At 36.3% G+C, this 22058-nt stretch carries 13 protein-coding genes and 1 other RNA gene; 10 read left to right on the top strand and 4 right to left on the bottom strand.

Annotation, left to right across the window (positions count from 1 at the left end; genetic code table 11):
- The first annotated feature begins 150 nt into the window (after positions 1 to 150).
- The gene (locus HL41_RS03775; RefSeq protein ID WP_038060837.1) at positions 151 to 2856 is read left to right on the top strand and encodes a DUF1156 domain-containing protein; all 2706 of its coding nucleotides are present in this window, start codon (positions 151 to 153) and stop codon (positions 2854 to 2856) included.
- An 18-nt stretch (positions 2857 to 2874) separates the two neighbouring features.
- The gene (locus tag HL41_RS03770; protein ID WP_038060834.1) at positions 2875 to 5532 is read left to right on the top strand and encodes an ATP-binding protein; all 2658 of its coding nucleotides are present in this window, start codon (positions 2875 to 2877) and stop codon (positions 5530 to 5532) included.
- Between the two features lie 447 nt (positions 5533 to 5979).
- Here HL41_RS03770 and ssrA read toward each other — a convergent pair.
- Positions 5980 to 6334, bottom strand: a transfer-messenger RNA (tmRNA) gene (gene ssrA, locus HL41_RS09275).
- Positions 6335 to 6677: 343 nt separating this feature from the next.
- Here ssrA and traT (HL41_RS09860) point away from each other — a divergent pair.
- The 5 genes from traT (HL41_RS09860) to HL41_RS03750 all read left to right on the top strand — a co-directional run bounded on the left by traT (HL41_RS09860) (position 6678) and on the right by HL41_RS03750 (position 9998).
- Positions 6678 to 7115: a complement resistance protein TraT gene (traT, locus tag HL41_RS09860; protein ID WP_051754481.1), complete on the top strand. Its 438-nt coding sequence runs from the start codon at positions 6678 to 6680 to the stop codon at positions 7113 to 7115.
- Complete coding sequence (gene traT / locus HL41_RS09855) at positions 7048 to 7440, top strand: complement resistance protein TraT (RefSeq protein ID WP_081856470.1); 393 nt, start codon at positions 7048 to 7050, stop codon at positions 7438 to 7440. Before traT (HL41_RS09860) ends, traT (HL41_RS09855) begins: the two co-directional genes overlap by 68 nt.
- A 130-nt stretch (positions 7441 to 7570) precedes the next feature.
- Positions 7571 to 8056 (top strand): hypothetical protein, encoded by a 486-nt coding sequence (locus tag HL41_RS03760; RefSeq protein WP_038060831.1) that lies wholly within the window; start codon positions 7571 to 7573, stop codon positions 8054 to 8056.
- Positions 8057 to 8166: 110 nt separating this feature from the next.
- A complete protein-coding gene (locus HL41_RS03755) occupies positions 8167 to 9372 on the top strand; it encodes an IS256 family transposase (RefSeq protein WP_038549596.1) in 1206 nt (401 codons plus the stop codon).
- A gap of 233 nt (positions 9373 to 9605) precedes the next feature.
- Complete coding sequence (locus tag HL41_RS03750; protein WP_022854860.1) at positions 9606 to 9998, top strand: CBS domain-containing protein; 393 nt, start codon at positions 9606 to 9608, stop codon at positions 9996 to 9998.
- Here HL41_RS03750 and HL41_RS03745 read toward each other — a convergent pair.
- Positions 9993 to 10730, bottom strand: coding sequence for a 2-phosphosulfolactate phosphatase (locus HL41_RS03745; protein WP_038060306.1), 738 nt, complete (start codon positions 10728 to 10730; stop codon positions 9993 to 9995). The two genes, HL41_RS03750 and HL41_RS03745, sit on opposite strands and share 6 nt — an antisense overlap.
- Positions 10731 to 10813: 83 nt before the next feature.
- Here HL41_RS03745 and HL41_RS03740 point away from each other — a divergent pair, with 83 nt between their 5' ends.
- Positions 10814 to 11713, top strand: coding sequence for a cation diffusion facilitator family transporter (locus HL41_RS03740; protein ID WP_028840998.1), 900 nt, complete (start codon positions 10814 to 10816; stop codon positions 11711 to 11713).
- On the opposite strand, the gene HL41_RS03735 is transcribed toward HL41_RS03740, so the two are convergent.
- Both HL41_RS03735 and HL41_RS03730 read right to left on the bottom strand, forming a co-directional pair.
- Entirely contained in the window at positions 11710 to 13236 is a 1527-nt protein-coding gene (locus tag HL41_RS03735; RefSeq protein ID WP_081856469.1) for an AMP-binding protein, read from the bottom strand. The two genes, HL41_RS03740 and HL41_RS03735, sit on opposite strands and share 4 nt — an antisense overlap.
- 20 nt (positions 13237 to 13256) lie before the next feature.
- On the bottom strand, positions 13257 to 14537 hold the full coding sequence (locus HL41_RS03730) for an OmpP1/FadL family transporter (RefSeq protein WP_038060307.1): 1281 nt from the start codon (positions 14535 to 14537) through the stop codon (positions 13257 to 13259).
- 540 nt (positions 14538 to 15077) lie between these two features.
- On the opposite strand from HL41_RS03730, the gene HL41_RS03725 reads away from it, so the two are divergent.
- Complete coding sequence (locus HL41_RS03725) at positions 15078 to 18296, top strand: helicase-related protein (protein WP_038060436.1); 3219 nt, start codon at positions 15078 to 15080, stop codon at positions 18294 to 18296.
- Positions 18297 to 18305: 9 nt separating this feature from the next.
- Positions 18306 to 22019: an Eco57I restriction-modification methylase domain-containing protein gene (locus HL41_RS09005; protein ID WP_038060308.1), complete on the top strand. Its 3714-nt coding sequence runs from the start codon at positions 18306 to 18308 to the stop codon at positions 22017 to 22019.
- Positions 22020 to 22058 lie beyond the last annotated feature (39 nt).

Raw genomic sequence — 22058 nt, 5'->3', positions numbered from 1 at the left:
AAAAACCTTTAAAAGGACTTGAAGAGATAAAAAGACAACTTCAAACTCATAAAAAAGAGATAGAACAAATACAAGGTCAAAACTATTGGTATCTTTGGCTCATTTGTTAGAGGAGAGCAAAAAAGAGGAAGTTGAGGAGGTAAAAAATTAATGGATATAAGGATGAGCTTTATTGAATCTGATTTTCCTGTTAAAGAGGTAAGTAAAGAATCTGCAAGGGAAAAAAATATTCGTCATGGACATATATCAACACTGCATATATGGTGGGCGAGGCGTCCTCTTGCATCATCAAGAGCATCTATTTATGCCTGTTTAACACCAGAGCCTGAGGATGAAGAAGAAAGAATAAAGCGATCCAATTTTATCTCAAAATTATCTAAGTGGGAAAATTCATTAAACAGAGATATCATAAATCAAGCAAGAGAAGAGATTTTAAAGGCAAATGGTGGCAAACCACCAAAAGTGATAGACCCATTTTCTGGTGGTGGCTCTATTCCGCTTGAAGTATTAAGGCTTGGATGTGAAACATATGCAAATGATTTAAATCCAGTAGCTGTCTTGATTTTAAAATGCACCTTGGAGTATCCGCAGAAGTATGGTAAGCCAGTTAAGGCAAAGGCTTCAAACCTGCTTGGTGAAAAGGAAATAAATCCGCTCCTTGAAGATGTAAAAAAATGGGGCAACTGGGTTTTAGAGGAGGCGAAGAAGGAAATTGGAAGATTTTATCCAGAAGATGAAGACGGATCAATTCCGGTTGGATACATATGGGCAAGAACAATAAGATGCACAAACCCTGCCTGTGGGGCAGATATTCCTCTTGTAAGACAGAGATGGCTTGCAAAAAAAGATAACAAAAAAGTTACATTTAAAATAATTCCAGAGGGAAACAAAATTAGTTTTGAAATAAGAGAGGGTAAGAATATAGATTTTGACCCGGAAATAGGAACTGTTTCTCGGGCAAAAGTCTTATGTCCATGCTGTAAAACCGGGATAAGTGATAAAGAGGTAAGAAAACAGTTTCAGGAAGGAAAAGCGGGACAGAGAATGGTTGCAGTTGTTTTGCATCATCCCAAAAAACAGGGGAAAACATATAGACTGGCAACACAAAAAGATTTAGAAGTATTTAAAGAAGCAGAAAAATATCTGGAAGAAAAGAGGTCAAAACTAATGCAAGAATGGGGAATTGATCCTGTGCCTGATGAAGAATTAGTTAGAGTGCCAGTTTCCTTTGGTGTAATAAATGTTTGGGTTTATGGAATGAATTCATGGGGCGATCTTTTTAACTCAAGGCAAAAGCTTGCATTGATTACATTTGTGGAAAAGGTAAGGAATGCATATAAAGAAATGATTAAAGAAAAATATGACCCTGAATACGCCAAAGCTGTGGTGAGTTATTTGGGGCTAAGTATTGATAACGTTGCAGAAAAAAATAACTCTATTAGCAGATGGGCTAATACTAAAGAAACTATTGCCGGTTCTTTCAGTCGCCAAGCATTACCAATGGTCTGGGACTATTTTGAATCTAACCCCTTTAGTGGTTCCACAGGTGATTGGTTAAATTCAGTAGAATACAACTTGAATGTAGTAAGACATTGTAGTTTATTCAATTCTATCCCCGCTACCGTTATTCAATCCTCTGCCACTTCTCTACCTTATCCCGACAACTATTTTGATGCTGTTATCACAGACCCGCCTTATTATGACAATGTACCATATTCTTATCTTTCTGACTTTTTCTATGTTTGGCTAAAGAGAACTCTTGGAGATCTATATCCCGATTTATTTTCCACTCCACTTACACCAAAATCTGAAGAAATTGTTGCTTATTCGCACGGTGAAGGTGGTTTTGAAGGTGGGAAAAAGTTTTTTGAAGATATGATTACCAGAGCTTTTAAAGAAATATATCGCATACTAAAACCTGATGGTATTGCTTGTATCGTCTTTGCCCATAAATCCACCGAGGCATGGGAAACTATTATAAATGCATTACTTAATTCTGGCTTGTATCTCACTGCAAGCTGGCCGCTACATACAGAAATGAAGGCTCGTCTGCGTGCAAATGAATCAGCCGCTCTTGCCTCCTCTATTTATATGGTATGCCGTAAACGTATAAAAAAAGAAACTGCCTACTTTAACGAAATCAAACCAGAAATAGAAAAAAGAGTTAAAGAAAAACTTGACCAGTTCTGGAATGAGGGAATAGGTGGAAGTGACTTCTTCATCTCTGCCATAGGTCCTGCAATGGAAGTTTTTGGTAAATATGAGAGTGTTGAAAAATTATCTGGGGAAAAAGTTTCTGCTTCAGAACTGCTTGAATTCATTCGTAAAACTGTAAGTGAATATGCTCTCTCAAGGATTTTAAACAATCCACAACTTGGTGGAATTGATGAAGAAACAAGGTTCTATCTACTATGGCGCTGGACTTATAATGGTGCAAAGGTTCATTTTGATGATGCAAGAAAACTGGCTCAGGCTGTTGGAGTGGAGATAACAGAGCAGTGGGATAAGGGATTTATCAAAAAGGAAAAAGAGTTTATTTATGTGCTTGATGCTGTTGACAGAGGCAAAAAATTTCTAAAAGACATAGAAGATGGAAAATTTAAAAGTCTGATAGACATACTTCATGCCTGCCTTTTATACTGGGAGCAAAATAACAAAAAAGCAATATCAGAGCTATTAGAAAAAACGGGAAATACAAATAACAGTGCTTTCTGGCAGGTAGCCCAGGCGATTTCCGAGGTTTTGCCTGATGGAGATAAAGAAAAACAGATGCTTCAGGGATTTTTATATGGAAAAGAAAGTTATAAAAAAGATGATACCAAACAAAAAGAATCCACATTAGGATTATTTGATTAAACAATACAGGAGGGCAACATGGCTCTGCCAAGCTGGTGGCAGGTAGCAACGCCACATAAAGACATAAGAGAGGGTAAATTAAGTGAGGCATTATTTGCTGCTGATTTAGGGGATGTAGTGAAAGGAAATGCACCTTTAGAATACAGCGATGCTGTTACTTTTTTTCAAAAAACCTATTTAACTCAGGGATTAAAAAATTTGGTTAACAATGTAGTAGTTCGCCTAAGTGGTGGCAAATCAGACCCTGTGATTCAACTTCAAACACCTTTTGGCGGTGGTAAAACCCATGCCCTTGTAACACTGTATCACACAGTAAAAAATTTTGAAAAAATTAAACATTTACCCCAGCTTGAAGGAATAAAAGTGCCTTCAAATGCCAGAGTGGCTGTTTTTGTTGGAACTCAGGCAGATGCCCTGCAGGGAAGAACCCCTTGGGGTGAAATTGCTCATCAGTTAGGAAAATACGAGACAATAGCAGAGCATGACAGAAAAAGAGTTTCACCAGGAAAAGAAAAACTAAGAGAAATTATAGACAACTCAGGTCCAACACTAATACTTATTGATGAACTGCTTGAATACATTGTTAAAGCCAGTCAGGTAGAAAAAACTGAAAAAATAACTCATGGACAGACTCTTGCATTTCTTCAGGAGATTACAGAGGTTGTTGCATCATCTAAAAACTCCTGCCTTGTAATTACCCTGCCAGCAAGCATTCTTGAAACCTATGATGAGTATGCAGAAAAAACACTCACTCAACTGCAGAATGTCTATGGCAGAGTTGAATCAATCTACACGCCAGTTGAAGGAGTAGAAATTTATGAGGTAATCCGTAAAAGGCTGTTTGACGATATAGGAGACGATAAATCAATAAAGGAAGTTTCTCAATACTACTTTGACCTTTATCAAAGGCTTGGTACAGATGTTCCTCCTGAAGTAAAGTCTTTGGAATATAGAGAAAAAATTGAACATGCCTATCCATTTCATCCAGAAATCATTGATGTTCTATATGAGAGATGGGGGTCTTTCCCAACATTTCAAAGAACAAGAGGCGTTCTGAGGCTTTTGGCTGAAGTTGTATCTGATCTTTACAAGAGAAAAGTTGCCTCACCTTTAATCCAGTCTTCACTGGTAAATCTTCAAAACCCATCTATAAGAAGAGAATTTGTAAAACACATTGGTAATGAGTATGAAAGTGTTATAGCTTCAGATATATTAGAGAAAGCAACTAAGATAGATAAAGAGATGGGCAGTGAATACGAAAAATATAAAATTGCCACAGGCATTGCTACAAGTGTATTTCTATATTCTTTTAGTGGTGGTGAAAGAAAGGGAACTACTTTGCCAAGACTTCGTGTAGCACTTTTAAGGGAAGGTATTCCAACAACTATACTTGGAGATGCAGTGAGTAAGCTTGAAGAACAACTCTGGTTTTTTCACTCTGAAGGTAAACAGTATGCATTCCTTAACAGGCCGAATCTTAATCGTGTCATTGTGGACAGAGAAGAGACTATATCAGAAGAGAACGTTCAGGAGGAAATAAAAAAGTTTATCCAGAAGTATGCAGGCAGTAGTATGGAGGTCTATGTCTGGCCAGAAAGTTCTTCAGATATTCCAGACAATAAAGCTCTCAAGCTCGTTGTACTTTCAGCCAAGTTTTTCTATGGTTCTACAATTACGAATGAGTTTGTTTCAGAGTTGTTTGATAAAGCAGGTGCAGGATTTAGAGTATATAGAAATACAGTTTTTGTTATTTGTATGGATAACAATGGATATTCAGCTCTAACTAAAACAATCAGGCGATTGCTTGCTTTAAGAAGCATTCAAAGCGATAAAACACTTTTAAATACATTAACGCAGGAAAATGTGAATGAATTAAAACAGAAAATTAAAGATTTGGAAAAGGATTTACCTTTTAAAATCATCTCCACATACAGACATCTTGCATGGTTAGATAAACAAGGTCTTTTATTTAAAGACCTTGGTATTCCAACTGTTGGAAGCAGCGAGACTATTGCTGAGAGAGTCAGGCAATATCTTAAAGATCAAGAAAAAATATTAGACCGTATAACCCCAAAATACATCATAGAGAAAACATTCGCGAAGGAAGAAAATGAAAAACTGTTAAGAGATATTTACGAACTTTCTTTAAAAACTCCTGGGATGCCAATTCTTGAAAATGAATCAGTTTTGGTTAATGCAATAAAGGATGGAGTAAAAAGGGGAATTGTTGGTGTAAAAGAAGACACAGAAGTTTATTATTGTGAAGATGTCACTCCAGCTATGGACTGGGTCGTATTAAGAGAAGAAATTGCAAAGGAATTTAAAGAAAATCAAAGAAAAAAACAAAATGTAACTGAACCTGCAGAAATAGTTACTTCTCCTGAAATTGTGGTAGGGGGAAAGGATGATCAAATCAAAGATGAACCAGTTGGCAAAAAAGAAAAAAATATTAAAAATCTCAAACTGAAATTCAATGTTTCATGGGATAAGATTTCTAATATTATAAGCGGTGTAATAGGACCACTAAAAGGAGAAGCATCTTCACTGGAGATTTCAATAGAGATTAAGGCAGTCTCAGATTCAGAGCAAGGTTTTGATAAAAACACTCTTAATCTCAGAGTAAAAGAAACCCTTAAGCAAATTGGTGCACAAATAGAAGAATGGAAAGAGGAATAAGTTTTTGTTTTTGTAGGTTCTCAGACAAATAGCCAATAAAAACCTATAAATTTTCCGACAGGAACTTACAATCATTCATGATTTTCTCCCTTTTCCACTTACTCTTATAATATCACCCATTAGGTGAAAATTCCCTAAACCTAAGAGGATGCTATTATGCCGTAAAACTCTCTTACCTTCAAAATCCTAAAAACTAACCTGAACCCTTGTTAGGCCTCGTTAATGACAAAAATTTTTAGAATAAAAACCTTACTGGACCAGCTTATACCCTTACCTGGTTCAAATAGAGGTTACAGTTGTTGGCAATTTATTCAACCTATCCTTGTTATGCTTATAGGGAGAGCCCATATCTGGTAGGTTAAAAGAGGATATGGGGTAATGATTTTAAAAACAGGGGAATTTGAAAAAGAAAAAGTTGTAGGTAAAAAAGGTATCAAAAAGAAAATTTGGTGGAGGCGGCGGGAATCGAACCCGCGTCCGGAGATAGTTCAGATTAAACCGCTACAGGCTTAGCCTGTGGGAAAATCTCGTAGGGTGCTTGTCACAGGCACCAAGCAACCCTACCAGGTGGGATGTAATCTCGGGAGGCTTAACCCCACCGATTAAGCCTCCCAAAGCCTGTTAGGTCACACACCTTTAGACCCACAGGCAAGGTCTAAAGGTGCGTGGCAGCACGCTTAGGCTGCCAAAGCGTAGGCGTATTCGTTGGCAGTTGTGTTTTTGCACCCTATTTAACGTGGTTGGGTGCGACCACGGCCTGCTGTTTAATCCTACCTATCCCCGTCGAGCCCTTTTCGCCCCCATATTTTCAAAGAACTTTAAATAAATTATAAAACAGATTACGATTTTTTCAATTGACCCAACCTTACCCAAAATTGTCTGCAGAAATTTATAATGTTACTCAGAAGAAAACTTCAAAACATAAAAGGATGCCATGAGACCACAAAAATCTCTCAATTTTAACCTTACTCGTTTATGTTAAGTTACTGAAAATTAATAAAATATTTAAAAATATACTTTTATTTAAAAATTTCACAAGAAATTAAAATTTATCATCTATAAGTAAGTTTAAATTCAAAAATTATATTTGCATTTATAAAAAATATTTTAAAAATTTTTTTAAAAAATAAAAAAGAAGGATATATATGTCAATATTAAAAAGCAAAGTTACCAAAAAAGTCGCAACTTTTGCCACAATTGGTGCACTTTCTCTTCAACTTTTTGGTTGTGCTACTTTGCCTGAAGCTATTGAATATCGTGAACTCTACACTAACTATAAAATGACAGATACCATTTTTCTTGATGTAACCAAAAGAGCCAAATATAAAAATATTTTTGTAGATGTCAGAAATACCTCTCAACTTCAAGAAATAGACACAAGTTTATATAAAAATGCGATAGAGCAGAAACTTCAAGCCAAAGGGTATAATGTAGTTCAGGATCCAAGCATTGCTGATTACATACTTCAGGTAAACGTAGTTTATTTTGATTATTACAGAAAAACAGCAGCCAAAGATGGTGGCTTTGACCGGGGCCGTAGCAGGTGGATTGGCAGGTGGTATTGCAGGTGGAAGAGACGTTGATGCTTTGATATTAGCAGCCATCGGTGCAGGAGTTGGATATGTTGGCGGTGCTTTAATAGGTTCAGCTCTCAAAATAGAAACCTTTGCTGGAGTTGTGAAAATACAGATCATGGAAAAAACAGAAAACCCGGTTGTAGGTGTAATAACCTCTAACCTTAAACAAGGAACATCTACCACTATCAAGACAGAACAAGCTATCACTACCAACTATCAAACCTATAGAACTAAGTTAGCGGTAACAGCTACCCAAACCAACCTTAAAAAAGAGATAGCTGCTAAAGAAGTAGTAGATAAAACCTCTGTTTTAATAGCTAACTTTTTCTAAAAAACATATCATTGAACAAGTGAGGAACATTTAACCTGTTTATTACTATGAAGTGGTAATTATTGAAAATAAACGTATTGATGGATAAAGAGCTTGAATTTTATGTATAAAATTGGGTTGGAGGGATATTATGAAAAAATCTGTAAAAATAGAGCTTCTTCTTTTCTCAGTTTTCTTATTTGTTTGTACCCCTAAGGAATTTAAGCTTAATTACCTTGGGGAGCAGGTAAAAATTGTCAATTCAGAACGGGCAACAAAGGTTATACTTGTTTATCAACATCCTGTAGAACACAGCCGAGGCAGATATATCTATAAAGGAGAAATCAGTGAGTTTATAGTACCAGAACTTCAAAAAAGGGTCCCTGGATATTTAGTAGTAAACAACGCGGCTCAAACCCCAGGAAAGGAAATTACATATGAGTTTATACCCACAAAACCGACCATAGGTCAATCTTTTTGGAGAGAACTTCTTACTTTTTCTAAAAACACAATTATATGGGAGTGTAAAATCGAAGGAGTTTTAAAGGGTGGAGTGCAAGAAAAATTAATCCTTGGTGAAGGCACGGTGAAATCTGTCAATTATATTTCTCCTGAGATATACGGGAGTAGAATATAAATTGTGTCTTTTAATAAAATATTTTAGAGGCATAATAAAAATTTTTAATATTTTTTAAATTAATGATAACATAAAACCTAAAAGACTAAACTAACCAGGAGGTCTGTAAAATGGAAAACTTAGACTTAGATTTAGAAAAAGTTTTAAGTGAAATCTCAAAAATTGAATCAAAAGAGGGTATCAAAATGGCTGCTGCACTCCTCTTAAACGCTCTCATGAAAAAAGAAAGAGAAATATTCCTTAGAGATAGTATTGATAATAAAGCTAATGGTTACTATGAAAGACAACTTGCCTGTTTCTTAGGTAACCTTGGTATCTCTGTCCCAAGAGATAGAAAATCTGAATTCAGACCTGCTATTCTTCCTCCTGAATGGCAAAAAGCTGATGAATCCTTCCAGGACTTTATCCTTAACCTCGTTCTCCAAAGCTACTCCCCCAATAAAATCAAAGCCCTCTTGCAATCTATGAAACTCCCCTACTCCCCAGAACAAATAGAAGAAATTAAAGAAGAATTGTATAACCAAGCCAAAGAATTAAAAACCAAAGAATTGCCAGAAAATTTGTTTGCTATGTTTATAGACGCTTATCATACTCAGATAAAAGATACCGAAGCCAACAGAATCAGAAAAGCAGTTATTTATAATATCATCGGGATAGATATGGAGGGAAGAAAAAATTTACTTTCTTATTACATTTATTTTGATTCAGAGACGAAGGAGGACTGGCTCCAGATACTTAATGATTTGATAAAGAGGGGAGTTAAGAGGGTTATGGTAATAGTGAGTGATGATTTTCCTGGCCTTACTCAAGCCATAAAAGCCCTCTTTCCTGAGACAGATCATCAGCTTTGTTTTGTACACATGCAAAGGAACATCAACAGGAACATGTCTAAGCAGGATGCTAAAAAATTTTATGAGGAGTTAAGCATTATAAAGAGGATAGAGGAGTATGAGAGGGCCTTAAATAGATTTGAGGAATTATGTAAGAGTTATGAGAAGAAGTATCCAGCTTATATAAAGGGACTTTTGAAAAAGAAGGAGCATTATTTTGTTTATAAGAAATATCCTGAGGGGGTGAGGAGGTATATATACACGACGAATGTGGTTGAGAATATAAATAGCAGGATAGAGCTGATAAGGGTAAATACAGGGGGATATTTTCAATCAATCAAGACAGCAGAGGTTGCGATATACATAACAGTAAGTCGGATTCAGAAAACGAGATGGCAAAAACCACTTCCTTTAATTAAGTCTGCTTTATACGAATTGAGGCAAATGTTTGTAAAGAGATTTTATAAGGAGACACAATTCTCTTGACAAGTGTCAGATATACAAATCTATTATTGAAGAGTGTTATTTAAAAGCAGCTGAGAAACTTGGGAATGCTATGGCTAACGAAATCCTAAAATAATTTTTATATAATATCTGACAACCTAATTCAGCCTCTATGGGTTTAATTTGAAGATTATTAAACTTAAAAAAGCAGGTTACCTTGACTGTGCTTTAATTTTTTATTATAATAGAGGCAAAAAATTAAAGGGTGAAGGGCTATGATAGAGATTGAAAAAATCAGGGTTAAAGATGTTATGAGTACCCCTGTGTTTACCATCAACGGAAATGCCACAGTTAAAGAAGCGGCAGATTTTATGATAAAAAATGGTTGTAGAGGATTGGTGGTAGAAAAAACAGACGAAGAAGATGCTTATGGAATCATCACAGTTAAAGATATAGTCTACAAAGTAATAGCTAAAGGGTTACCTTTAGAAAAGGTCAAAGTTTTAGAAATAATGACCAAACCCTGTATAACTGTACCTGAATTTTATGACATCAAATATGCTGCGAAACTTATGGAAATGACAGGATTGATCAGACTTCCTGTAACCAGAGGAGATGAAGTTGTAGGTATCATAACCCTAAGAGATATCATCAAGCCTTTTCTATGATAGACGATTTTTGACTAATGCTGCTTTTTCTATAAACTGAAAAACCTCTGGGATGGTTTTAGCTACTCCTACTTGAGCACAAAATTTAACATCTTTTTCTAGACCAAGTTCTATTAATTCTTTAGCATGCTTAGATAAATAAAAATTTTCTTCTACTGTACGGTTTTTGACCTCTTCTGTTAAAAAACCTGTCTCATCTATCACTTTAAATCCTATCCTTTTAGCTATTTCCCAGGAAGCTACCACATCTTCCTCTGAAAACTCTTCTTTTCCATATACCCCTGCAGGAATTATAACAATATCTTTTTGATGTTTTTGGCTTTCCTCTCTTAAAACCGCAGATAAGGCTTCTGCGTTCAAGGTAGTTCCCACAAATACCCTGGTAGCTCCTTTGCAAGCAAGGATTCTCCTTGCTCCAGAAGTTGAGGTAAAAATAACTAACCTACCCTTTAAGTTAGAAGCAGAAAATATCTCTGAAGGACTGTTACTGTAGTCAAAACCCTCTATTATAAGGTTGTTTCTTTCTCCTACTAACATAGCCTGGGGTAACTCTCTTTTTAATGCCCAGGCATCTTCTACCTCTGAAACCACAAAGATAGTTTCTACCCCTTTTTCTAACAAAGTTACTATAGTAGCACTTGCTCTTAGAGCATCTACTACCACTGCTATAGCCTTAAGATCTCTTGCCTTTTGACAACCCTTGCTGCCTGGAGATAAAAAAACTTTAAACATACCCTTTATTTTTAAACGATATCCTCGGTTGTCAAGCCCTAATTCTTTTCAAACTTTTGTCGCTGTGATAAAATTAGAAAACGATGGAACTTAAAGGTTTTCAGGGCACAAAAGTTTCTCTTATAAGCTTAGGTCTGGCTGTCTTAATCTTTTTAATAAAGATTTTTGCTTATCTTATTACCAAGTCTGTGGCTATCTATTCGGATGCTATGGAATCAACCATAAACATCTTTTCTGCCTTAACAGCCTTTATCGGCTTAAAGATAGCTCTTAAACCGCCTGACCCTGAACATCCCTATGGCCACACTAAGATAGAATACCTTTTTTCTATCGTCGAAGCTACCTTTATTTTTATTGCATCTATCTCTATTTTATGGAAGGCCTTTCAAAACCTTCAAACTCCTCAACCACCACCTAATCTTAATCAGGGGTTTGTTTTAATAGGAATAACTTTAGTCCTTAACGGGTTTATTTCTTTTATAGCCTATTTACAAGGAAAAAAAGAAAACTCACCGATACTAATAGCACACGCCCATCACATATTTACCGATGTTTTAACTACTTTAGGGGTAATGATTGGTCTTTTTGTTGCTAAATTTTTTAATATATGGATTTTAGATCCTTTGATAGCTATGGTTTTAGGGGTCAATATACTTTATATGGGTTATAAAATTACCAAAGAATCGATAAATTCTCTTCTTGATGCAAGCTTACCCAAAGAAAAGGTTGATTCTATCAAAAACATCATCTCTGAAACCATCAAAAATCATCCTCAAAAAGAACAGATTCATGACATCCATGAGTTCAAAACACGAAGAGCCGGAAGAAAAGGATTTGTAGAGTTTCATCTAACCGTTTCAGAAACGATGTCTATTAAATCTGCCCACGATATCTGTAATGAAATAGAAAAAAACATCTCAGAAAAACATGGAGACATCAAGGTAACCATCCATATAGAACCCGATGAAAAGAAAAAACCTTAACCTTTAAGCTTCAGCCTTTCTATCACCATTTCTTGTACTTTACTAAAGTTTATTTTCCCACTTCCCATCTTAGGGAGTTCTTCGATGATTAAAAATTGTTTAGGCATTGCTAAATTTGGGAGCACCTTAGCAAGTTGTTTTACCACTGACTTTTCATCTATCTTTTGGCTTACCACTGCAACGATTTTAGCCCCTTTAATTTCATCAGGTACTTCTACCACACAACATTCTATCTCCTTAGGTAGAACCTTTTCTAACTCCTCTTCTACTTTAACCAAAGATATCATTTCTCCACCTATTTTAACAAACCTTTTAAGTCTTCCGACATGCCAGAGATAACCATCTTCATCTAAATAACCCATATCTCCTGTGTCATACCATCCATGTCTTATCCTCATAGAGGTTTCTTCTAAATCGTTATAATAACCCTTCATTACGTTAGGACCTTTTACTAAAATTCTTCCTATTTCATTAGGCCCACACCTTTCTCCTGTTTCGTAGTTCTCTATCATAACTTCCACGTTAGGGAGTGGTTTTCCTACACTCCCAGGTTTGTTAGCATCAGGCATGTTAGCTGAGATGGCAGGTGAGGTCTCAGTAGTCCCATAGCCTTCTAAAAGTATTTTTCTGTGCTTTTCCCACATAGCATCTCTAAGAGATTGAGGACATTTATCTGCTCCACTTACCATAAGCCTTAAGCTGTCAAAGGTTCCTGGTTCTGCCTTTTTAAGATACCCCCACCAAAAACTTGGAGTAGCCGCCATAACTGTAGGTCTTTCTTCCTTTATAATTTGACAGATCTTTTGATACTCAAGTGGGGTTTGATAGGTAATAAAAGTCATACCGTGATAAAGTGGTGTCCAGAGATTTACGGTTATCCCAAAAACATGAAAAAAAGGTAAAATGGAAAGTATGATGTCTTTTTCTGTAAGCTTAGCCATCTCACTAAAACCTTCTATGTTGCTAAGAATGTTTTTATGACTTAATTCCACAGCCTTAGGGTCTTTTTCGCTTCCACTGGTAAAAAGTATAACTGCTGTTTTTTCTGCATCTTCATCGATGTTACAATAAGTCATAAGAAATTTTAAAGGAAGCCGTGAGATGGCTGACGAGATTAACTTTTCTTTTAAGTCTATCTCCTCTATCCAGTCTTCTACAAAAGCCATGTCTTCCAAAACTGGACAGTTTACCCTTTCAAGCAGTTTCTTAGAAGTCACCACCGTCTTAAAACTACATTTTTCCCTTGCATATCTTATGTTATACTCTGGACCGGTAGAATAATTAATCATCACTGGGATTTTTCCAGCCATAAGAATACCTACTACTGTAAAGACGGCTGCAGAGGAGTTAGGAAGCATAACTCCAATCAATCGATCCCTAAATTTTCTTATTTTTCGGGAAAAAATAAGACTTGCAATCAAGGCTTGTTGATAAGTAAACCTTTTATCAATGGCTCTGTCAACAATAGCTATTTTATTAGGATAGGCTTTAGCTGTATAAATAAATTTTTCATGAAGTTGCATGTTCTTTCCCTCTTTTCAAATTAAAAACTATAACGCAACTGAGCGCTTATTATGTCTACATGACCTCGATAATAACCTTTTAAACCACCTCTTCGTTCATCTTCTCCTACAGGGTCTTTATCTATGTAAGATTTTTTAAAAAATATGTGCACATATCCTAAATCAAACTTCAGTTTTTCAGATAAGGTATAACCTAAACCTAAAGCTATCCAAAACCTGTCTGTGTCTGGGATCCTTGGAGTTCTATGTTTATCAAAAGCAATAGGGGTTTCATCATAGGCTATGCCTGAGCGAAAAACCCATTTATAGGTAGGTTGATAAGATAAGCCTATAGAGTAGCGGAAGCAATCTTTCCACTTGGTGGTAATCACTGTGTCTCCTATGGTTAAAGTATCATACTTAATTCTTAATTCTTCAAACCTGCTCCAACTAGTCCAGGTGATGTCTGCCAAAACGGTCCATTTTGAGTTTAGCTTATGAAAACCGCTAAAAGATAGCATTGGAGGAAGGTCAAGACGGGCTTTAACATTATCTTTATGAAATATACTGCTTAAAGGAAAAGAGATATTTTCAAACTTAACCTTTCCTTTTAGTTGGTGGGTTATCTTAGACCTGTAAGCAACACCCAATCTGGTATTTTCTGAGGGTTCATAGAGAATGCCTGCATTCCAACCAAAAGACCAGTCATCTCCTTTTAATCTGGCAAAACCATCTTGAGTAATTCCATATTTGGTAAAATCTATTGCATTGGTTATTTCTGCCTCTGCCCGTTGAAAGTTTGCCCCTAAACCCAAACTAACCTTTGAATTGAGTTTATAAGCCATAGCCGGGTTTAAGTTTATGGTTATAAGCTTTGACTTTATAGCATGATATCTACCTACCCAGTTTTTGTCATACTCAGTCTGCAATCCAAAAGGAGAGTTTATCCCTATACCTAAAAAAAACTTTTCATTTATCGGGGTTGAAACATAAAGGTTAGGAACTATCCCTATTACCCCTGCATCTCCGCCGTTGTTTCCAGTAAGAGGTGTTTTATCAGCCTTAATCGAGCCTGTGTTTTTAAAATGAGCGGTAGGTATGATTACATGAGTACCTAAGGAAATTTCAGGCTTGGTAAGTTTAGTGAGTCCTGCAGGGTTGTAAAAAATAGTACTTCCGTCTTCAGCCGAAGCTGCAGCCCCTGCATAGGCATTGCCAAGCCCACTAACCCCTTGTTCATAGATAGCAATTCCAGCCCCATAAGCCTTTAATACTAAGAACGGAAAAAAACTTAAAAAAATTAGAAATAAACTCAAAAACATAAGCCTACCTCATTTTTCAGTTTTATAAAAAATTGAAACCAATTTAGCAAAAAACTTTCAATAAATCAAGAGGGTTTTTATAACGAAAATACTAATAGAAAATAAAATCAAAAAAATTTCCTGTAATTTTTAGACTAAAAATTTTAATCTACCAGATATGATCTCCCCCTATAAGGATAAGAAGGATAGGTTGGATACATTACCAGGCACTATAACATCTGTTTGAATCAGGTAAAGGCACCAACAAAAAAATTCTGAATTAGTTGTTAGATTTTTGTTAGTTATCAGGATTTTGAAGTTAAGAGAGTTTTGCAGTATAATGGCACCCTCTTAGATTTAGAAAATTTTTTTACCCAATGGGTGATATTATAAATCGTTTAGAGCAATTGGAAAATGGGGAGATTATGGATGATTATAAATTTTTATCGGCAAATTAGGGGGAACACTACCTTATTGACTCAGATTTGTTTATATGGTATTTATTTGGTATATAGTAGTAATTTTTAAATGACAAAATGTTTAAATCAAGATAAAAATACTATGGTTAATGAAAAAGTGCCTCTTGATTTAACCTTCATAACTAACGAATCAGGGAAGAAATTAACAGATAGACTGTGTGAGCTTATAAAGGACTGTAAGTACTTTGATTGTCTGGTTGCGTATTTTTATTTGAGTGGCTTTCACCTACTTGTTGAACCTTTAGAAAAAACTGAAAAGATAAGAATTCTCATAGGTTTAGGAACGGATAGACAAACCCTTGAATTGATAAAGTCGGCACAGAATCCGTCTTCACGTCCTTCTCATGCAGAAACAAAAGAAAAGGTGGTTGAGTTGATTGAGCAAGAAATGGCTGATTCTGAAGATGACCTTAAGGTTGAAATTGGGATTAAAAAATTCATCGAATGGATAAAAAAAGGAAAGCTTGAAATAAGAGCATATCCATCAAAGAAACTTCATGCAAAGCTCTATATCATGACTTTTAGAGAGGGGGACAGAGACATTGGAAGGGTTATTACAGGTTCAAGCAACCTTACTTATTCTGGGCTTGAGAAAAAACTGGAATTCAACGTTGAACTGAAAAATCCATCCGACTATTTTTTTGCCAAAGAGAGATTTGAAGCGTTGTGGTCTGAGGCTGTTCCTGTCAGTGAGAAATATGTTCAAACAATCAATGAAAAAACCTGGCTCAACGATAACATAACCCCTTACGAATTATATCTGAAATTCCTCTACGAATACTTTAAAGAAGACCTTTCTCTGAAGGAAAAACTTTCTTTGGTTTACTTACCGCAAGGGTTTAAACGGTTTGAATACCAGGAACAAGCAGTGTTGAACGCAAAAAAGATTTTAGAAGAACATGGTGGGGTATTCATTTCCGATGTGGTTGGGCTCGGAAAAACTTATATCACCGCGATGCTCGTAAAACAGCTTGATGGAAGAACGCTTGTCGTGGCCCCTCCTGCACTCCTAACCAAAAATAATCCCGGTTCATGGCCTAATGTTTTTTCCGATTTTAACGTGCAGGCTGATTTCGTATCAATCGGCAAACTTGACGATGCCATTCAGATGATAGAAAACAGAGAATATAAAAATGTTGTGATAGACGAAGCACACTACTTCAGAACAGAGGAGACCAAGAGATATGAGAAGCTTGCAGAGATATGCCGTGGAAAAAGGGTGATTTTGGTATCTGCTACTCCTTATAATAACTACCCAAGCGATATTCTTGCTCAAATCAAACTCTTTCAGAATGTTAGAAAAAGCACCATACCAGGTGTTAGCAATCTTGAAGAGTTTTTCAAAGAGCTTGAAAGAAGGCTAAGCAAAGTCAATCGTCAGAGAGATTACGAAAAATTCCTTGAAATAACAAGAGAGAACGCCAAAGAAATCCGCAACAAAGTGCTGAAACATATCATGATCAGGAGAACAAGAAGCGAGATTGAGAAATACTTTGCCGAAGATTTAGGACGAAACAACGTCAAGTTTCCAGAGGTTGAAGACCCTAAGCCCCTTTACTATCAGCTCAACGATGAAGAAGATGAAATTTTCACAGAAACAGTAAGGCTCATAACTCAAGAGTTTAAATATGCTCGCTACACGCCACTTCTTTATTTAAAAAAAGGAATAAAACCTCTTGAAGAGCAATCGCAGAGGAACATGGCTGGCTTTATGAAAGTCCTTCTTGTTAAGCGCCTTGAAAGTAGCTTCCACGCTTTCAAAAGTAGCATTGACAGGTTTATTCGTTCATATGAAATGTTCATTAAAGAATTTGAAAAAGGGAATGTGTATGTAAGTAAGGACTATATAAATAAAATATTTAACCTCATAGAAAAGGGGGATGATAAAGAAATTCAGAAAATTATTGATGAAGGAAAGGCAGAGAAGTATAACAAAGAAGATTTCAGGCCTGAGTTTGGAAGAGATTTGAAAGAAGACCTTGAAATTTTAAAAAGAATAAAATCAATGTGGGGCAAAATAAAAAGAGACCCCAAAATTGAAGTCCTACTCTCAAACCTTGAAAATAACCCAATACTTAAGGACAAGAAGGTAATTATTTTCACGGAATCAAAAGAGACTGCAGAGTATTTAACAGAAAAGATAAACGAGTATTTCAAAAAAGAAATCGCGCTCCTTTTCCACGGAAATTCATCTGAAGCCGACAGGGACAAAGTCATAGAAAACTTTGACGCAAGGGCCAAGAATAAAAAGGATGATTATAGAATTCTTGTGTCAACAGAGGTTCTCTCAGAAGGTGTCAACCTTCACAGGTCAAACATAGTGATAAACTACGATATACCTTGGAACCCAACGAAGTTGATGCAAAGAGTGGGGAGGGTTAACCGTATAGACACCCCCTTTGACAAAATTTACACCTTTAACTTTTTTCCAACAAAACAGTCTGAGTCTGAGATAGAGCTTACAAACATCGCCCGTTCAAAGATAGAAGCCTTCCTTACCTTGCTTGGTGGAGATAGCGCCATTCTGACTGAAGGTGAGCCTGTATCTTCTCATGAGTTATTTGATAAACTCCTTTCAAAGAAGACCATCACAGAAGATGAGGAAGAAGAAAGCGAACTTAAGTATTTGAGAGTTATTGAGGACATAAGGGACAAAAATCCAGAGCTCTTTGAAAAGATAAAATGCCTCCCCAAAAAAGCCCGCTCAGGGAAAGTTTTCAATCCATCTTTAAGTAATGTTGCCAGTCCCGGCTCTCTCGTTACATTTTTCAGAAAGGGAAAGCTAATGAAGTTTTTTTTATCAGAGAAGAATAGAACGATTGAGCTTGATTTTTTGACTACTGCTAAAATCTTGGAATCATTAGTTGACGAAAAGAGGGTAGAAATTCCCGTTGAAACTTACTACGAGTTGCTACACAAGAATAAAACAGCATTCTTTTACTCAACAGCAGAAGAGATAGTAAAACACAAGCATAGTAGTAAAGATATTTATAGCAAACTTATTATAGAGCTTAAGGCAACGCAAAGTCACAGCAAACAGCTCACCGAAGATCAGGAAGAATACCTCAAACGAGTCATAACCCAGCTTGAGCGTGGAGCCTTGCCTAAACAAACGGTAAAAAAAGTCCTGTCTGAGCTAAATAAACTTGGCAGAGAAAAATTAAATCCCTTAAAGGTTATTGCAGTCTTGCATAAAGAAATCTCAAACAGACTTCTTGAAAGTCATTACTCTGAAGTATCCATCGTAACCGAGGAAAAGAGAGAAGTTATACTCTCCTTATACTTGGCGAACGGTGAGTAGGAGAAACTCATGGATAGAGAGCAGGCAAAAAAGCTTATAATCAACACCTTTGAAAATCCCTTTGCTAAAGACCGCTTTGTTTATTTCCTGAGAAACCTTTTGAAATCCTTTGAGGAAAGCACCTTTGTCTATCAGGGGAACTACATCCCAGACGCCTTTGAAAAATACGTAAGGACTCTGGAAAGAGTTGGAAAGTATAACTACGACGGAAAGGAGATAGACCTTCTTATAGTAGAGCTTAAGAAAGAAACTTCCCTTGAACGTGCAAGGACGATGCAGAGAAACTTCATCGCCTGGTATCTGAAGGGGAGGTTAACAGATGCCGCGCTGGTTGCCTTTGTCTCCCCAACCAGCGAAGACTGGAGATTTTCACTTGTTAAGATGGACTATCGTTTTGAGGAGAAAAAGGTTAAAGAAGAAATTACCCCCGCCAGAAGATGGTCTTTCCTTGTAGGAAAGAACGAAAAGAGCCACACCGCCCAGAGCAGGTTTTTACCGCTTCTTGAAAATGATGATTGGAAACCTGCCTTAAAAGATCTGGAAGAGGCTTTTAATGTTGAAGTAGTTACTCAAGAATTTTTTGATGCCTACCGCTATGCGCTCCACGAAGTAATTATCAAAAATCTAAAACACGAGAATATAAACGAAATTCCTTATGAGAAAAAACATTCCTTTGCACAACAACTCTTATCAAGAATCCTGTTTATTTACTTCCTTCAGAAGAAAGGATGGCTTAAATGGAAAAACTACGAGCAAGACAAAAGTTATTTAAAAAATCTGTGGTTGAAATACAAAGAAAAGCACTGTAAAAAGGATAAATTTTATTCTATATGGTTAAAAAGCCTATTTTTTGGAGCATTTAATAAAAGATTTCAATTCATCCATTCTGAGTTGCCTGACGATATTAAAGAATCTTACTCCACGATGCCTTTTTTAAATGGCGGTCTTTTCTCGGAGAATGAATTAGATAAGATTGGCTTTGATGTGCCTGATGAAGTTTTTGAATGGTTGTTTGAGCCTGATTTGTGGTCTTCTGACAAAAAGAAGGGATTTCTTGAAATTTTCAATTTTACCATTGATGAGGCAACACCTCTTGACGTGGAAGTTGCGGTTGACCCTGAAATGCTCGGTAAAGTATATGAATCCTTGATAAACGAAGAGGAACGTGGTTCTTCTGGAATTTTCTACACCCCCAGAAACGAAATAGATTTAATGTGCAGGCTGTCTTTAGTTGAATATCTTCATGCTAAAGCAGGCATTGACAAGCAAGATTTGATAGACCTTATTTTTAATCCACCATCAATCAGCAAATACGAAAACATTGATAATCTGAAACTCATCCGCAGATACCTTGAAGAGGTTAAAATTGTTGACCCTGCGGTTGGCTCTGCTTCTTTTCTTGTTGGAATGATGAGCGTGCTGGTGGAGCTTCATTCTGAACTCACAAGAAAGATAGAAAACAGGGAAGAGAACCTCTTCGCCCTGAAAAACAGAATAATCCTTGAAAACCTTTACGGTGTTGACATCAAAGACTGGGCTGTGATGGTTGGTGAACTTCGTCTCTGGCTTTCGCTCATCATTGAAACCGATGAAAAATATATGGACATTTACACAAAGCCACTTCTTCCAAACCTTTCTTTTAAAATTCGACAGGGTGACTCACTGGTTGAAGAGATAGGAGGGGTATTCATAAATTTAAGAGGAAATGCTCTAAAAACATTACCAAAATCCATCCAGCAGAAAATTGCCGAACTGATTGATAGAAAAGCAGATTATTTCTCCGGAAAAAGAAGTGCAGACTTAAAAGAAAAGTATGAGATAGAAAGCTTAGAGATGGAGATTTTCAGGGAGATTTTGCAGAAAAGAATTGATGAATTAACAGAAAAAAGAAATTTTAAAGAGAAAGAATTAAATAGCTTAAAAGGTCAAAAAGATCTTTTTGAAAAAGATAGATCACAAGAAAAAGAACTAAAAAAACTTGAAGAAGAAATAAAGCAATTTGAAAATGAAATACACAAATACCAAAATGTTCTTTATACAATCGGTAAAGGTGAAAAGAAGGATTACTTTCTCTGGGAAATTGATTTTGCAGAAGTTTTTGCTCAAAAGGGTGGTTTTGACATCGTTATTGGAAATCCACCGTATGTAAGGCAAGAACTTATAGCCCCACCCCTTGCAAGAGAAGAAAATTATACTCCTGATGAATGGAGAGAGATTAAAAAACAATACAAAGAGAAGCTCATACAAGCAGTTCAAAGCGTCTGGAAAGATGTTAAAAAAATAGACAAAAAGAGTGATTTATATGTGTACTTCTACTATCAGGGCTTATCCTTGCTCAATGATGGAGGGATTTTCTGCTTCATAAACTCCAATAGCTGGCTTGATGTAGGATATGGTGCAGGACTTCAGGAATTTCTTCTTAAAAACATGAAGCCAATTTACATAATTGACAACCTTGCCAAGCGTTCATTCAAGCAGGCAGATGTTAACACGGTGATTGTTTTAATCCAAAAGCCAGCAAACAAACTGGAAGATTATGTAATAAAATTCGTTGCTTTTAAAAAGCCATTTGAAGAAGCCATATCGCCAGATGTTCTTAAAGAAATTGAAATAGCAAACAAACCTATTTTTGACCATCTTCTCTTTAGAGTTTATCCAAAAACCAAAAAAGAGCTTTTAGAAGAGGGCGTGGAATATCCAGAAGAAGAAACAGAATTAGGATTAAGGCATTCTGTAGAATCTTTACCTTATATCGGCAACAAATGGGGTGGGAAATACCTAAGAGCACCAGAGATTTATTTTAAGATTCTGGAAAAAGGAAAAGATAAACTGGTAAGATTGGGAGATATTGCAGAGGTAAGATTTGGAATCAAAACAGGTGCCAACGAATTCTTTTATCTTAAACCAGTTGGTATGACTGTTAAGGAAGTTGTAGAAGTTGCTGAAAGAGATCCAAAAGCATTAATCAGAGTAAAAAATGGTGCTGGCTGGGAAGGTGAAATTGAGGCGGAGTTTTTAAAGCCGGTTATAAAAAGCCCAAGAGAACTAAAAACCATAATGGTAAAGCTTGAGGATTTGAATTATTTGGTTTTTATGTGTCATAAGAGCAAGGGGGAACTGAAAGGGACAAAGACGTTGGAGTATATTGAGTGCGGGGAGAGGCAAAAATATCACAAAAGACCAACATGTAGAAGTAGAAATTTATGGTGGGATTTGGGAGAGCAGGAAAAAAATTCATATTTATGGTCAAGAATACATAACGATTCACATAGAATTTATCGTTCGCACATTTATGCTGCGGATACATTTTCAGTGTTATATCCAAAATATGATTTTGATATTACGGGAGCCATACTTAATTCTACCATGGTGTGGTTTGGTAAAGAGCTACATGGAAGAAAAGTTCTCGGAGAGGGTGGCCTGAGTTCTTTAGGCGTTGATTTGGTAAATATACAGGTGGTAAATCCAGAAGTTGTTTCAAGGAAAATATTAAATTCCTTTAACAGACTCAGATCAAGAAATATAGAAAATATCTTCACCGAACTTGGTTTTGACCCCAACCATCCCATCCGTGAACAAGAGCCAAACCCTCTACCCGACAGGAAAGAACTTGACGATATCGTTTTTGACGCTTTAGGACTTACTGAACAAGAACGCAAAGAAGTCTACTGGGCAGTTGCCGAGCTTGTAAAGGCAAGACTGGATAAAGCAAAGAGTGTGTAAATGTGGTGGAAATATATCAAAAGGTGAATACGATAAAGC

The sequence above is a fragment of the Thermodesulfobacterium commune DSM 2178 genome (genome assembly GCF_000734015.1).
GTDB classification, from domain to species: domain Bacteria; phylum Desulfobacterota; class Thermodesulfobacteria; order Thermodesulfobacteriales; family Thermodesulfobacteriaceae; genus Thermodesulfobacterium; species Thermodesulfobacterium commune.
Note: the sequence above shows the minus strand (reverse complement) of the source record. Positions and strands in the feature narration are given on the sequence as shown.

Bases quoted from the DNA above. Each gene is read 5' to 3' on its own strand.
- HL41_RS03745 (WP_038060306.1), bottom strand. From the start codon at position 10,730: ATGTTTAAAGTTTTTTTATCTCCAGGCAGCAAGGGTTGTCAAAAGGCA.
- HL41_RS03775 (WP_038060837.1), top strand. From the start codon at position 151: ATGGATATAAGGATGAGCTTTATTGAATCTGATTTTCCTGTTAAAGAG.
- HL41_RS03760 (WP_038060831.1), top strand. From the start codon at position 7,571: ATGAAAAAATCTGTAAAAATAGAGCTTCTTCTTTTCTCAGTTTTCTTA.
- HL41_RS03730 (WP_038060307.1), bottom strand. From the start codon at position 14,537: ATGTTTTTGAGTTTATTTCTAATTTTTTTAAGTTTTTTTCCGTTCTTA.
- HL41_RS09005 (WP_038060308.1), top strand. From the start codon at position 18,306: ATGGATAGAGAGCAGGCAAAAAAGCTTATAATCAACACCTTTGAAAAT.
- HL41_RS03750 (WP_022854860.1), top strand. From the start codon at position 9,606: ATGATAGAGATTGAAAAAATCAGGGTTAAAGATGTTATGAGTACCCCT.
- traT (WP_051754481.1), top strand. From the start codon at position 6,678: ATGTCAATATTAAAAAGCAAAGTTACCAAAAAAGTCGCAACTTTTGCC.
- HL41_RS03755 (WP_038549596.1), top strand. From the start codon at position 8,167: ATGGAAAACTTAGACTTAGATTTAGAAAAAGTTTTAAGTGAAATCTCA.
- HL41_RS03740 (WP_028840998.1), top strand. From the start codon at position 10,814: ATGGAACTTAAAGGTTTTCAGGGCACAAAAGTTTCTCTTATAAGCTTA.
- HL41_RS03735 (WP_081856469.1), bottom strand. From the start codon at position 13,236: ATGCAACTTCATGAAAAATTTATTTATACAGCTAAAGCCTATCCTAAT.
- HL41_RS03725 (WP_038060436.1), top strand. From the start codon at position 15,078: ATGGTTAATGAAAAAGTGCCTCTTGATTTAACCTTCATAACTAACGAA.
- HL41_RS03770 (WP_038060834.1), top strand. From the start codon at position 2,875: ATGGCTCTGCCAAGCTGGTGGCAGGTAGCAACGCCACATAAAGACATA.
- traT (WP_081856470.1), top strand. From the start codon at position 7,048: ATGGTGGCTTTGACCGGGGCCGTAGCAGGTGGATTGGCAGGTGGTATT.